At 70.9% G+C, this 13,433-nt stretch carries 11 protein-coding genes; 4 read left to right on the forward strand and 7 right to left on the reverse strand.

All coding sequences use genetic code 11. From position 1 onward, the window contains the following. Positions 1–267 precede the first annotated feature (267 nt). Positions 268–528: a hypothetical protein gene (locus KIH74_RS10110; RefSeq protein ID WP_214155551.1), complete on the forward strand. Its 261-nt coding sequence runs from the start codon at positions 268–270 to the stop codon at positions 526–528. A gap of 84 nt (positions 529–612) precedes the next feature. Here the strand turns inward: KIH74_RS10110 and KIH74_RS10115 are convergent, their stop codons facing one another. Beyond that, positions 613–2,835 (reverse strand): ATP-dependent DNA helicase, encoded by a 2,223-nt coding sequence (locus KIH74_RS10115; RefSeq protein WP_246571943.1) that lies wholly within the window; start codon positions 2,833–2,835, stop codon positions 613–615. Positions 2,836–2,960: 125 nt separating this feature from the next. Between KIH74_RS10115 and KIH74_RS10120 the strand changes: the two genes are divergently transcribed. Continuing rightward, positions 2,961–3,467 (forward strand): ATP-binding protein, encoded by a 507-nt coding sequence (locus tag KIH74_RS10120; protein ID WP_214155552.1) that lies wholly within the window; start codon positions 2,961–2,963, stop codon positions 3,465–3,467. On the opposite strand, the gene hflX is transcribed toward KIH74_RS10120, so the two are convergent. Further along, complete coding sequence (gene hflX, locus KIH74_RS10125) at positions 3,397–4,881, reverse strand: GTPase HflX (RefSeq protein WP_214155591.1); 1,485 nt, start codon at positions 4,879–4,881, stop codon at positions 3,397–3,399. The two genes, KIH74_RS10120 and hflX, sit on opposite strands and share 71 nt — an antisense overlap. 139 nt (positions 4,882–5,020) lie before the next feature. Between hflX and KIH74_RS10130 the strand changes: the two genes are divergently transcribed. Continuing rightward, positions 5,021–5,656: a class I SAM-dependent methyltransferase gene (locus tag KIH74_RS10130; protein WP_214155553.1), complete on the forward strand. Its 636-nt coding sequence runs from the start codon at positions 5,021–5,023 to the stop codon at positions 5,654–5,656. 99 nt (positions 5,657–5,755) lie between these two features. Here the strand turns inward: KIH74_RS10130 and dapF are convergent, their stop codons facing one another. From dapF to KIH74_RS10155, 5 genes are all read right to left on the reverse strand, one after another. Further along, positions 5,756–6,646, reverse strand: coding sequence for a diaminopimelate epimerase (gene dapF, locus KIH74_RS10135; protein ID WP_214155554.1), 891 nt, complete (start codon positions 6,644–6,646; stop codon positions 5,756–5,758). After that, positions 6,643–7,551: a tRNA (adenosine(37)-N6)-dimethylallyltransferase MiaA gene (gene miaA / locus KIH74_RS10140; protein WP_372492030.1), complete on the reverse strand. Its 909-nt coding sequence runs from the start codon at positions 7,549–7,551 to the stop codon at positions 6,643–6,645. The genes dapF and miaA overlap by 4 nt, the downstream gene beginning before the upstream one ends. A gap of 236 nt (positions 7,552–7,787) precedes the next feature. Continuing rightward, positions 7,788–8,588, reverse strand: coding sequence for a class III extradiol ring-cleavage dioxygenase family protein (locus tag KIH74_RS10145; protein ID WP_214155556.1), 801 nt, complete (start codon positions 8,586–8,588; stop codon positions 7,788–7,790). A 137-nt stretch (positions 8,589–8,725) separates the two neighbouring features. Then, a complete protein-coding gene (locus KIH74_RS10150) occupies positions 8,726–11,929 on the reverse strand; it encodes a helix-turn-helix transcriptional regulator (RefSeq protein ID WP_214155557.1) in 3,204 nt (1,067 codons plus the stop codon). Continuing rightward, a complete protein-coding gene (locus tag KIH74_RS10155; protein WP_214155558.1) occupies positions 11,851–12,150 on the reverse strand; it encodes a hypothetical protein in 300 nt (99 codons plus the stop codon). The genes KIH74_RS10150 and KIH74_RS10155 overlap by 79 nt, the downstream gene beginning before the upstream one ends. A 269-nt stretch (positions 12,151–12,419) precedes the next feature. On the opposite strand from KIH74_RS10155, the gene KIH74_RS10160 reads away from it, so the two are divergent. Next, positions 12,420–12,842 carry a MarR family winged helix-turn-helix transcriptional regulator gene (locus KIH74_RS10160; RefSeq protein ID WP_214155559.1) on the forward strand — a complete coding sequence of 141 codons (423 nt, stop codon included), beginning with the start codon at positions 12,420–12,422 and terminating at the stop codon, positions 12,840–12,842. Positions 12,843–13,433: the final 591 nt, after the last annotated feature.

Raw genomic sequence — 13,433 nt, forward strand, 5'->3', positions numbered from 1 at the left:
AGCCGGTTCCGTGTTCTCGCGGAACCGGCTCCGTCATGCCCGGGTGGTTCCCCACGAGGGCGGTGTCCGACATCTCACCGGCCCGGTTCAGCGGTTTGGCCCAGCACGATTGCCGTGCGGGTTCAGCGTCGCGCTACTGTCCTCCGGGCGTCATCCATGTTTCGCTCTGGCTACGCGCCCGCAAACAGCTTCACAGCGGCATCACCACCAGGAAAGACACCGACCCGGCCCGTTCACCGGTGCCGGCCGGAGAGGAAGGATCGAGCTGTGTCCGATCCCGCGCTGGACCTCACGGTCGTCGAGCTCGACACGACCGTCCGCGCCGTCGTCGCCCGCCAGTTGCGGGTGCCCGCCGGCGACCTGACCGGCGAGGAGCGCTTCACGCTCCAGCTGGACGACTTCTCGCGTCCCGCCCTGCTCACCGCGATGGGCGAGGCACTCGACGCGACCTTCCCCGACGACTTTCTCGACGGCGTCCACACCGTGGCCGACCTGACCAGTGCCGTGCGGATCTCGCTGCGCGCCTGAGCCGCGCAGCGCAGACCCGGCGGCCCCAGTCGCCGCTGCCCCAGTAGCCGCTGCCCAGTCGCCGGGCCTCAGTCGCCCGCGGCCTCAGTCGCCCGCGGCCTCGTCGATCCGCCGCAGGGCCTTCAGCACCACCTGCTTGTCGGTGGTGGTCCAGAACGGCGGCAGCGAGGCCCGCAGGAAACCGCCGTACCGCGCGGTGGCCAGGCGCGGGTCGAGCACGGCCACCACGCCCTTGTCGCCGGACGAGCGGATCAGCCGGCCGACGCCCTGGGCCAGGCGCAGGGCCGCATGGGTGGCCGCGACCGACATGAAGCCGTTGCCGCCCGCCTTCGCCACGGCCCGCTGCCGCGCGGAGGCCAGCGGGTCGTCGGGCCGCGGGAACGGGATCCGGTCCACCACCACCAGCTGGCACGAGGGGCCTGGCACGTCGACGCCCTGCCAGAGCGTCAGCGTGCCGAACAGGCAGGTGCGCGGATCCGCGGCGAACTCCTTGACCAGCGTGTTCATGCTGTCGTCGCCCTGACACAGGATCGGCACGTCGAGCCGCTCGCGCAGCTGCTCGGCCGCGGCCTCGGCGGCGCGGCGTGACGAGAACAGCCCCAGCGTGCGCCCGCCCGAGGCCTTGATCAGCTCTTCCAGCTCGTCCATGGCCTGGGTCGAGGTGCCGTCGCGGCCCGGCTGGGGCAGGTGCTTGGCCAGGTAGAGGATGCCCTGCCGGGGGTAGTCGAACGGGCTGCCGACGTCGAGGCCGGTCCACTCCGGGGCGTCGTCACCGCCGAGCCCGACCGATCCGGCGGCCGAGTCGAAGTTGCCGCCGATCGTCAGCGTGGCCGAGGTGAGCACCACGGTGCGGCCCTCGAACAACCGCTCCCGCAGCAGCCCGGCCACCGACAGCGGGGCCACGTGCAGGCTCACCCGTTCGCCCCCGTCCGGACGCCGCGACCGGGACACCCAGATCACGTCGTAGGCCTGCGCCTGCGCGGCGGCCTGGATGAACCGCTCGGCCACGTCGAAGACCTCGCTGACCGCGGCCCGCGCCACCTGGAGCGCGCCGTCGCCGTCACCGCCCTTCTCGTCTTTCGACAGCTGCTGGATCGACGAGGTGACGGCGCGGGCGGTGTCACGGATCTGGCTGATCGCCGCGTGCAGGCCCTCCGGCACGCCGTTCTCCAGCCGGCCGGCCGGCATGCCCTCCAGCACGGCCTCCAGCGTCTCGCCGGCCACCTCCAGCATGGTGGTGTCGCCGACACCGACGCGGCGTGCGCCCCGGGCCGCGGACTCGACCATCGCGGGCGTCATCTCGTCGGTGGTGACCGAGGTGACCCGATCGGCGAACTCGTGCGCCTCGTCCAGCACCAGCACGTCGTGCTCGGGCAGCATCTGCCGCCCCTCGAACGAATCGATCGCCACCAGAGCGTGATTCGTCACCACAATGTCGACGTCACGGGCTCGTTCGCGGGCGATCTCGACGTGGCACTCCCCCGCCATCGGGCAGCGCGAGGCGCCGAGACACTCGTGGGCGCTCACCGAGACCTGGCGCCAGGCCTTCTCCGACACCCCGGGGACCAGCTCGTCGCGGTCGCCGGTGCGGGTGGTCTCCGCCCACTCGCGCAGCCTGACCACCTCACGGCCGAGCTTGCCCGCGGCCGCGCTGTAGGTGACGCCGGTGACCGGCTGCGGGTGGCTCACGCCGCGGTCGGTCTGGTCGGCCACCGGCAGCTCGGCGGGAGCGTCGAAAAGCGTGTCCTCGTCGGGGAACCCGCCCGCGAGCTTGTGCACGCAGACGTAGTTGCGGCGGCCCTTCACCAGCTGCCAGCTGGGCGAGCGGCCGAGCTTTCCGGTCAGCGCGCCGGCCAGCCGGGGCAGGTCCCGCTCCACGATCTGTGCCTGGAGGGCCAGGGTGGCCGTCGAGATCACCACCGGCCGCTCGGAACTGACCGCTTTCTTCGCTGCCGGCACCAGATAGCCCAGCGACTTGCCGGTGCCCGTACCGGCCTGCACCAGAAGGTGTTTGCGGGAGTTGACGGCCTCGTCCACGGCCTCGGCCATCTGCACCTGGCCGTCCCGGGGCACACCGCCGATCTCCGCCACCGCGGCCGACAGCAGGTCGGTCACCTTGCGCCGGCGGCCGCCGGTCTTCTTCGGCCTGGCCTCAGGGTCTTGTGGACGACGTGAGGCCCGCGCGGGCTCCGCGTCGTCCACAATTTCTTCGTTCTCCGGCTCCGGAGAGCCGTCGGGGGACTCGCCGGAGGTGGAAACCCCCTGCTCGATCCGATCGTCCTGCTCGGGATCGCGGGGGAAAGCCATCGGACCAGCCTAATGGGCAGTCGGCCAAAGACTTGAATGTGCCGTTCCGCCCCCTGCAAAGCGCCCTCGTACTGCACCTTTGTCCTAGCCGGTGAAATCGCCGGGACGTGCAGCGGGACGGTGCGATGAGCAGGCGGACGGAACCCACGGTCACCCCACTGCTCACCTGGGTGCTGGAACCCGGCGACCCGCAACGGGTCCCGGTGGTGCGGCGTCAGGTGATCACCGCCCTGAGGGCCACCTGCACCGGCGACCTGGACGCCGCGGAGCTGGTGGTGGCCGAGCTGCTGAACAACGCCGTCGCCCACACGTCCGGGCCGGCCCGGGTGACACTGAGCTGGGCCGGACCGCGCCCGCGCCTGGCCGTGAGCGACGGCGGCCCGGGGTTCGGCCACCGCCCCGACCTGCTCGGCCCGCACGGGCGGCTGGTGCCGCGGCTGCCCGACGACCTGCTGAGCGAGCGCGGGCGCGGGCTCTACCTGGTCGCGCGGCTGGCGCACGACCTGGTGGTGAACCCGCGCCCGGACGGCGGATGCGTGGTTTCGGTGACGCCGGCGCTGCTTACGGCACCGGCGTCTCCTGACGGAACGACGCCAGCAGGTGAGCCATCGGGGCGCTCACCCGGGCGGTGATCCGGGTGCCCTCGGCCACGTGCTCGGACGACACGATCTCGCCGCGCTCGTGGATCTTGCTCACCAGGTCGCCCCGGTCGTAGGGCACGAGCACCTCGACCGTGACGTCGGGCCGGGGCAGCTCGTCGGTGATCAGGTCGAGCAGCTTGTCGATGCCCTCGCCGGTGTGGGCGGACACCGCGATCACCCGCGGCTCCCGCAGCAGCAGCCGGTCGATCACCTCCGGGTCGGCGACGTCGCTCTTGTTGATCACGACGATCTCTTGGGGCACCTCGCCGCGCAGCTCGGCCAGCACCGAGCGGACGGCGCTGATCTGGCCCTCCGGATCGGGGTGGCTGCCGTCGACCACGTGCAGCAGCAGGTCGGAGTTGCTGACCTCCTCCAGCGTGGAGCGGAACGCCTCGACCAGCTGGGTGGGCAGGCTGCGCACGAAACCCACGGTGTCGGCCAGGGTGAACTCCCGCCCGTCCGGGGTGGAGGCCCGGCGGATGGTCGGGTCCAGGGTGGCGAACAGCGCGTTCTCCACCAGCACGCCGGCGCCGGTGAGCCGGTTGAGCAGGCTGGACTTGCCGGCGTTGGTGTAGCCGGCGATGGCGACGCTGGGCACCGCGTTACGGCGCCGGGAGTCGCGCATGGTGACCCGGGCCGTCTTCATCTCGGCGATCTCGCGCCGCAGCTTGGCCATCTTGGAGCGGATGCGCCGCCGGTCCAGCTCGATCTTCGTCTCACCGGGACCACGCGAGCCCATGCCGTTACCGGCGCCCACCTGGCCACCGGCCTGACGGGACATCGACTCACCCCAGCCACGCAGGCGGGGCAGCAGGTACTCGTACTGCGCCAGCTCGACCTGTGCCTTGCCCTCCTTGGACTTGGCGTGCTGGGCGAAGATGTCGAGGATGAGGGCGGTGCGGTCGATGACCTTGACCTTCACCACGTCTTCCAGGCCACGACGCTGCGAGGGCGACAGCTCGCCGTCGCAGATCACCGTGTCGGCGCCGCTGGCGTCGACGATGCCGCGCAGTTCGTCGGCCTTGCCGCGGCCCAGGTAGGTGCCCGGGTCGGGGGACTGGCGGCGCTGCATCACGCCGTCGAGAACCTGCGAGCCCGCGGTCTCGGCCAGTGCGGCCAGCTCGCGGATGGAGTTCTCCGCGTCGGCGCCGGTTCCGGTGGTCCAGACCCCGGCCAGCACGACCTTCTCGAGGCGTAGCTGCCGGTACTCGACCTCGGTGACATCCTCGAGTTCGGTCGACAGCCCGGTGACGCGGCGCAGGGCCTGGCGGTCGGCCAGGTCGGTCTGGTCACCGTCGTGCTCGCCCCAGCGGGTGCTGCCCTCGGCGAGGGCGGTCCCCTGCCGGGAGAGGATCCGCTCGACGGCCTCGCTGCGGTCGGTAGTGCTGCGATCCTTGATACTCAGGGCATCCTCCGTTGTTCGGTACGGCTGGACTTACGACATCCAGCCTGGCATGTCAACATCGCAGGTGGCTACTGGGATTCCCGGGCGGGTGACGGCACCGGTCGGGAGCACCCGCCGGTGGGCCTACCCTGTTCACGCGATGACCAGCGAATCCTCAGAGGCGCCCGAGCCCGGCGCCCACTACTTCCGTACGCCGAAAGAGTCGTCCGCCCGGCGGGAGGTCGAGATCACCCTGGCCGGGCGTGAGCTCACCGTCACCACCGCCGGTGGGGTGTTCAGCGGCGACCGCATCGACCTCGGTACCCGCGTGCTCCTGCGCGAGGTGCCGCCCCCGCCACCGGAGGGCGACCTGCTCGACCTCGGCTGCGGCTGGGGCCCGATCACCCTGACCCAGGCTCTGCTGTCGCCCGCGGCGAAGGTGTGGGCGGTGGACGTGAACGAGCTCGCCCTGGAGCTCACGACCCTCAACGCCCGCCGCGCCGGGGCGTCACGGGTGACCGCGGCGCTGCCCGGCCAGGTGCCCGACGACGTGCGGTTCTCCGCGATCTGGTCGAACCCTCCGATCCGGGTGGGCAAGGCCGAGCTGCACTCGATGCTGCTGCACTGGCTGCCCCGGCTGCTGCCCGAGGCGTCCGCCCACCTGGTGGTGCAGCGCAACCTCGGGGCCGATTCGCTGCACGGCTGGCTCCAGACCCAGCTGCCGTCCGGCTGGACGGTGGTGCGCGCCGGGAGCGCGAAGGGGTATCGCGTCCTGCGCGTCACCTCTCCTGCTTGAGGACGCCTGCTTGAGGACGACGCCGGGCCCGCACGACCCGGCGTCGCTCCGGCGGTTCAGCCCTGCTGCGCCGGTTTCGCAGGGCTGCGCCGGTTCGGTTCAGCCCTGCTGCGCCGGTTCGATCAGTTCCCCCTCGGCCACGATGACCGCGGGGCCGGACAGCTGGGCCGAGTCGCCCTCGCTGGCTGTGCCCTGGGCGTCGACGTAGAGCGTGCCGCCGGGCACATCGACCCGCCAGTGGTCGGGGGCGAGGTTGCCGCCCCAGGCCCGGGCGGCGAGCGCCGCGGCGACGGTTCCGGTTCCGCAGGACCGGGTCTCGCCGGATCCGCGCTCGTGCACCCGCATCCTCAGGTGGCCTAGATCGGCCCGGATGCTCTGGTCGTGGAGGGGCACCACGATCTCGACGTTCGTGCCGTTCGGCGGGGCGGGCTCGACGACCGGGGGCGTGGTCAGGTCGAGGGCCTCCAGGGTGGCCACGTCGGGCAGCACGACCACCACGTGGGGGTTGCTGAGGGCGATGGAAAGGCCCGGCAGGGGCGGCATCCCGGGGAACGTGACCTTGACGTCACCACCGGACGCGATCGCGGCCGGCCCTCCCTCCACCTGCCAGCCCCCGAGGTCGATGCTGTACAGATCGCCGCGCCGGCGCACGGGCATCACGCCGCCGCGGGTGGCGATGAGTACCTCGGTGTCGTCGTCCAGCTCGATCCAGCCGCGGCGCAGCAGGTGGGCGACGAACACCCGGCTGCCGTTGCCGCACATCTCGGCCGCGCTGCCGTCCGAGTTCCAGTAGTCCATGAACCACTCGGCCCGCGCATCCTGCCCGGCGGCGGCGCTGCGGACCACCCGGATCACGCCGTCGGCCCCCAGGCCGGCGCGCCGGTCGGCGAGGTGCCGGATCAGCTCGGGCGTCAGGTCGATGCGGCCGTCGGGGTCGTCGAGGAGCACGAAGTCGTTCTCCGTGCCGTGGCCTTTCACGAACGTGGTCACGAGGTAAGGCTACGCGTGCCGGTGATCGCCGCGAGTGCCTGCTCCCGCAGATCCGCCACGTCGTGGGGCAACCAGGTGACACGCTGGTCGCGGCGGAACCAGGACTCCTGACGCCGGGCGAACTTGCGGGTGGTGTTCACCGTGTCGACCTGGGCCTCCACCTCGTCGAGCTTGCCCTCCAGCATGCGCAGCACCTGGGCGTACCCGAGGGCGCGGGGAGCGGTACGGCCGTCGAGCAGGCCCTCGGACACCAGGCGGACCGTCTCTTCGACCAAACCGGCATGCCACATGCGCACGACCCGGGCCGCGATCCGGTCGTCCAGCTGGTCGCGGGGCGCCTCCAGCCCGATCTGGACGGCCGGCATGTCGTACTCCGGTCTGGGCAGGGTGGCGCTGAACGGACGGCCGGTCAGCTCGATGACCTCCAGCGCCCGGACGATCCGGCGCAGATTGCCCGGCAGGATGGCGATGGCCGCGGCCGGATCCCTCTCGGCGAGCCGGCGGTGCATCTCCCCCGCCCCGGCCCGCTCCCCCTCACGCTCCAGGCGCAGTCGCACCCGGGGGTCGGTCGGGGGGATCTCCAGCTGGTCGAGCACCGCCCGGACGTACAGACCCGAGCCCCCGACGAGGATGGGAACCTTTCCCCTGGAGACGATCTCGTCACGAGCGGCACGGGCGTCGCGCTGGTACGCGGCGAGGCTGGCCTCCTCGGTGACATCGAGGACGTCGAGCAGGTGGTGCGGCACGCCCCGGCGTTCTGCCACGGGCAGCTTGGCCGTGCCGATGTCCATGCCCCGGTAGAGCTGCATGGCATCGGTGTTGATGACCTCGCCGTCCAGGGCCTCGGCGAGATCGAGTGCCAGATCGGACTTTCCGGTGGCCGTGGGGCCGACCACCGCGACGATCAGCGGATCCTGCCGGGCGCCCTGGGCGCGGCCGGCACCTTCAGCGCGGCCGACACCCTCAGCGCTCCTGACGCTCCCGGTGCTGCTCCCGCTCGCGGCGCTGCTCCCGCTCGCGGCGCTGCTCCCGCTCGCGGCGCTGCTCCCGCCGCTGGTACTGCTCGCACCGCTGGTACTGCTCGCACCGCTGGTACTGCTGGTAGTGCTCTCGGTGCCGGCGCTGCTGCCGTTCAGCGCGGTCATGCCCGGAACCGCCAGTCCGCCACCAGATATCCGACGCCGAAGGGAGCACCTTCGTAACGCAACTGCGCGTCGGCGGCGCCCGGCCCGTCGAGGGCCCCTGCGACGACCTGCCACCCGGCCCTGCCCACGCAGCCCAGGTCGTCGGCCAGGACCGGGTCTAGGGAAGCGAGCGCGTCAGGATCCACCGTGGTGAGCGCGTGGGCGACCTCGGCGTCGAAGTCCTCGGCGCGCGGGTCTTCGTAGCCGGGTGAGCGCATACCCCGGCGGTTGCTGCCGTCGCCGACCACGAGCCAGGCGGCGTCGGGACCGGCCTGCTGGTCGAGATAGTGACCCAGCTCCAGGCAGTCCGGTACGGAGGCGGTGAACGCGACCTCCTGGAGGACGAGCCGGCCCGCCCACCCGGCCCGCTCCAGCAGCCAGCGTGCGATTGTCAGGGACAACGGAAGCTCAGGCCTGGTGTCGGCATGCACTCCGGGCGCCTCGACCGGCACCCCGTAACCAGCCAGGGTGCCCCACTCCTCGGGGCCATGGCGCCACGTGCGCTCCCCCGCGCCGACCACCACCAGCGTCTGCGGCGCCTCGGTGAGCAGGCCGGACACGGCCTGGTCGCAGGCCGCCAGCAGCGGGCCGGTCAGCGCCGCGACGGACTGCCCCGCGCCGGCCGCCATGCCGTCACTGTCGTGGATGCCCGGACGGTAGGTGCCCCCCGGCCCCCCGCCACCGGGACCGCCGCTGCCACCGAGGTCACTGCTGCCGCCGAGGCCGCCGGAGCGACTGGCCCCCGCGGTCTCGGCCACTCTCACCTGCGCACCAGTGAGGGCCGGGACGAGTAACGGTGGGCTGGGTACGAATGCGGCGGCGAGCATCCCACGACCCTAAACCCGCGCCAGGTGTGCGGGAGCGACCTGGCGTTTCCGGCCCCGCTGCTCGCGCCTCACTCCACCAGCCCCCATCGGCTCATGATCGCCACTGCCTCAGTACGACCCGACGCATCCAGTTTGGCCAGCACGTTGGAGACGTGGACGCTGGCGGTCTTCTCACTGATGAAGAGCCGTTCCCCGATGGCCCGGTTCGTGAGCCCGGCCGCGACCAGCGACATCACCTCACGCTCCCTCGGCGTCAGCGCCGGTGGCGGATTGGCCGTCGACGGCAGGGCATTGCCCGGCAGCCGGGTCTCGCCCAGCGGCAGCCCCTTCCCCGGTGGCTGTCCCTTCCCCGGTCGCTGTCCCTTCCCCGGTGGCTGAGACATGCCCTGCGGCTGCGGCTCACCTGGCGGCTGCCCCTTCTCCCCCGGCTGTCCCCTCCTGGATGCCTGGCTCTCCCTCTGCACAGACACGCTCTCGGGCTCAGGAGCCAGGCCCCCATCCACCAGCAGGCTTTCGAGTGCGCGGAGCAAGGGCTCGGCCCCGAGCCGCGTGGCTTGCTCGTGTGCCTGCCGAATCTGCTCCCCCGCTTCTTCAGGACGCCCCTCGTGCAGCAGCCGCCTCGCGGCCTGCCACCGTGCCCGGGCCACCTGGTACACGGAGACACCCTCGAACCCCTCGGCCAGCTCGAGCCAGCCGGCTGCCTCGTCCTTGCCCTGAGCCCGGGCCCATTCGAGTTCCAGACGTAGCAGCCAGGCCTTGCCTTCCGGTCCCATGACGCCCCGGCGCGGCAGACCGATCCTGCCCCGGGTACGCCCGTCGGAGAGCAAGGGCTCGATACCGGCCAGCGCCGCACGCTCGGTCTCAGCGTCACCGCGTTCCCGGGCCAGGACGGCACCGTCGGCCAGAGCGCTGACGCCGCAGGTGTCGACGGCGATACCGCCCAGATGCCAGGGTTCGGCGTCGCTCAGGACGCACTCGATCGCCAGCTTCGCCTGGACCGCGGCCTCTTCCCACTGACCCAGCCAGGCCAGCGCCTCGGCCTTCGACGAGTGCAGAACCTGCCGCTCCCAGGCATCTTCTCCGATGACGAGCCAGTCGTCGGCCCGGAGCACCTGCTCGGGATCGCGCACCGCGAGCACCGGCAGTTCGTACAGACGCAGATGAGTGACCAGCGCCATCGGCAGCCGCGACGCCCCGCTGTCCGGCCGGACCACGCTCAGCGCCCTCTCGGCGTCGCCGGTGCGCCAGAACGTGGTGATGAGCAGCGAACGGGCGCTCGCCGCATAAGAACTGGCGGCCAGACCGCTGGCATCGGCCACCGCGATGGCGGCCAGCAGGTCTTCGATGCCGGCCGCCAGATCGCCGCAGTCGAGTTGATTGATGGCGATGTTGTAGAGCACCCGGACCGTGCCCGCCGTGTCGTCGGCCAGCTCTGCCGCTGCCCTGGCCAGACGATAGGAACGCGCTGACTCGTCATCCCGCCCGAGCATGCCCTCCGCCACCGCCTGGGTGGTGAAGAGGTCAACCTGGAGAGCCGTCATCCCCAGCGCCTCGGCCTCCGCCAGTGCCGGCAGGACCGCCTTCAGCGCGTCGTGGGGTTCGCCGAGCCCCAGATGAACCCGGGCGACCATCGACCAGGCCAGGGCCCGGGCGGGGGACGGCATGTCGTCACCGGCGAGGTCGTGGATCACGCGCATGGCCTGCTCATGCGCCTCGTGCGGCTTGTCGACGAGGTACGTGTGCAGCGACAGGGTGGCACGCGCCCTGGCGGCACCCACCGGATCCTGGTCGGTCTCGGCCTCCTCGGTGGCCGCCGCGGCCAGCGCGACGGCGCGCTCGTGCAGTCCGGCATCGCTGGCCACCTCTGCGGCCCGGCGGCTGACCGCGCTGCGGGTGATGTCTTCCGCCCGCTGGTCCTCCGGTACGACATCCCAGAGCTGGAGCGCCTGTTCATAGTGCTGGAGTGCCTCGGCCGGGGCGTTTCCGCAGGCCGCGAACCGTGCAGCCTGGAGCGATGCGTTGAGCGCACTCGGCATGTCGTTGGCCGCCAGGCTGTGCCGCGCCACCTCCGCGGCCACACCGCGCCCGCCTGGCTGATCGATCGCCGGCTTGAGCCGGTCGGCGAGGGTCTTGTGCAACCGAACCCGTTCACCAGGAAGGAGATCCGAGTACACCGCTTCTTGGAGCAGTGCGTGCCGGAACCGGTACCGATCCAGTTCCTCAGGCACCAGCACCTGCTGGGCAACCGCCTCCCGTAAGGCGGTCTCCAGTTCGTCCGAGGTCAAGGGCTCCCGGACGCCCGCCCCCATGCCGGCGGACCGGAGCAGAGCGTCGTCGATACGCGCCGAGCCGATGATCGACGCCAGGCGCACCACTCGTTTCGCCGGCTCGGACAGCTGTTCCAGCCGGTCGAGCAGCAGATCAGTGAGACCGGCGGGAAGACGCCCGTCTTCACCGGCTGCCAGCAGTTCTTGTGCGTAGTAGGGGTTTCCGGCAGACCGGGCGGCGATCCGCCGCAACAGCGACGGCTTCACCGGAGCACCGCTCACACCGGCGAGCAGTTCTCCGAGCTCCGCCACGGACAACGGCGGCAGGTGCATCTGCTCCACCCGCGGGAGCCGGGCCAGCTCACCGATCAGCGGACGGAGAGGGTGCCTGCGATGCAGATCGTCGGCGCGGTAGCTGGCCAGGACCAGTGTGCGGTCGGGACCCAGCCGGCTGAACAAGAATCGGACCAGGTCGCGGCTGGAGGCATCGGCCCAGTGCAGGTCTTCGAGAACCAGCAACACGGGTGCGACCTCGGACGCGACCCGTCCCAGGGCATGGGTGACCGACTCGAACAGGGCCAGCCGGTCGAGCCCTGCCTCACCCAGGCTGCGCGGGACGGAGTCCGGCGCCGACCCGAGAATCTGGGCCAGGCCCGATCTTTCCGCGGCGACCTGCCGGATCACCTCGGCGACACGGCGTCGCTCAGGGGTCTCCCGCTCTCCCCACCGGAGCGGTTGCGACAGAGCCTCCGCGAACGGGAGATAGGGCAGAGAACCCATGCCGAGGTCGACGCATCGTCCGGTGAGCACCTGAAAACCCGTTGCCGAGGCGTGCTGCGCGACCTCGGTGATGGTGCGGGTCTTACCCACCCCCGCATCACCACCGATGATCACACCGGTCGCGGTGCCGGCACCGGCGAGAGCCATCAGTTCGCGCAGACGCTCGAGTTGTTTGACTCGCGCGACGAACGGCGCAGCAGAACCGACGAAAGCCACGTCGTCCATCGTGTCACCAATCCTCCGTGCTCCGCCTGCCCCTTTTCTTCCCGCGAAATCTGCCGGGCCCGCCGGCTCACAGCCGCCGCCAGATGCTCCTGCTCGCGGTGCCGCATCTCGACCTGGGCGAAGCTGTCGAGCCGCTGGTACGGCAGAGCGACACCGTGTGTCAGGCCGGCCGCCGTGCTTGCGCTGAGGTCGTGAGGAAAACTGCTCCAGGTCTCGCTCATCGTCTTCTCCCCCTGCTCGTTCCTCGTTGTGTGATGAATCAACCTTCGCGCTAAGGCCATGGCCTGCGGATCGGTAGATCACGCACCCTTGGACCGCGAGGACCCCTCAGATTCCGCAGGTTCCGTCCATGGAGCCTTACTAAGGTCCTTAGATGCGGAGAAGTGGCAGGTCAGTTGGGTAAGGGCAGGTCCGAGGTGGCCGATGTGCGGTAGCTTGGGCGCCCCCTCCAGCCGAATTCGTCCATGATCGAGAGGCCTAGAGTCCAGACATGAGCCATGGGGACTACCTGGCGCTCGGTGAAGAACTGCGCACGGTGATCGGGGATCTCGTGCGCAGGGCCAAGGTCAGCGATGAACTGCCCGCCAACCATGCCATGGCGCTCGGCCATCTCGACCGGACCGGACCCGCCACAATTGCGGAACTGGCCACGGCGTGCCAGATCCGGCACCAGTCGATGACCGCGATCGTGCAGCAGATCGCCGCGCGGGGTGAGGCCACGGCGGAACGACACCCCACCGATCGTCGTGCGGTTCTCTACAGCATCACTGAGGCAGGCAGGGCCGAGCTCCGGCGTGACCGGAAGGCGCGGGCCAGTTGGCTGGCCGAATCAATCGAGAGCCATTTCGGCGAGAACACGCGTGAAGTGGAGAAGGCGATCGGGGTGCTGCGGCAGCTGCGGGACGATCGCTAGATCTCCGCTGCCGAGCCGGGACCTCTTGGAAAGCGAAGGCCTGGGCCAGAACTGATCTATCGCGACTGTCCCGCAACAGCGAACGGCAGGCCGCGTCGGCAGAGCCGATTTCCAAGCGGCACGGTCCACCACCGTTTGAGCCGGTTAACCAGCGCGACCAGATCCTGGCTACCGCGGGCAGCGGCGATCACGTGCGAAATTGAGGACGCCAGTGTCAGTTGGGTGCCAGCACTCGCGTCAGGATGTGGTCGGTGCGGGTGGGTTGTTGGTCAATCAGTGCGGATGATTGATGCGGAACTCGCGGGTGGTTCGTGACCTGCGCAGAGATTCGACTGCTGGTCTTGAATGACTGCCAGGCAGCTCCGGCATTCAGCCGCTTCCACCGGAGACCTGCGCTCTAGCCGGCGATCTCGCGACCCGGCATCGGCTGCACCGCGACTCCCCGGGATCTAGCAACAAGCCGTGTCTCGCCGAGATTCGAAGCGGCCACCCACAGATCCGGGGTCGGCCATCTCGCACGGATCATCGGCAAAGAGCGCGACCGCATTGCTGGTGCGGTCTGGGTGCGATCCATCACTTCTGCCGTCCGGT

Origin of the sequence: Kineosporia corallincola, assembly GCF_018499875.1 — a bacterium.
In the GTDB taxonomy this organism is placed as follows: domain Bacteria; phylum Actinomycetota; class Actinomycetes; order Actinomycetales; family Kineosporiaceae; genus Kineosporia; species Kineosporia corallincola.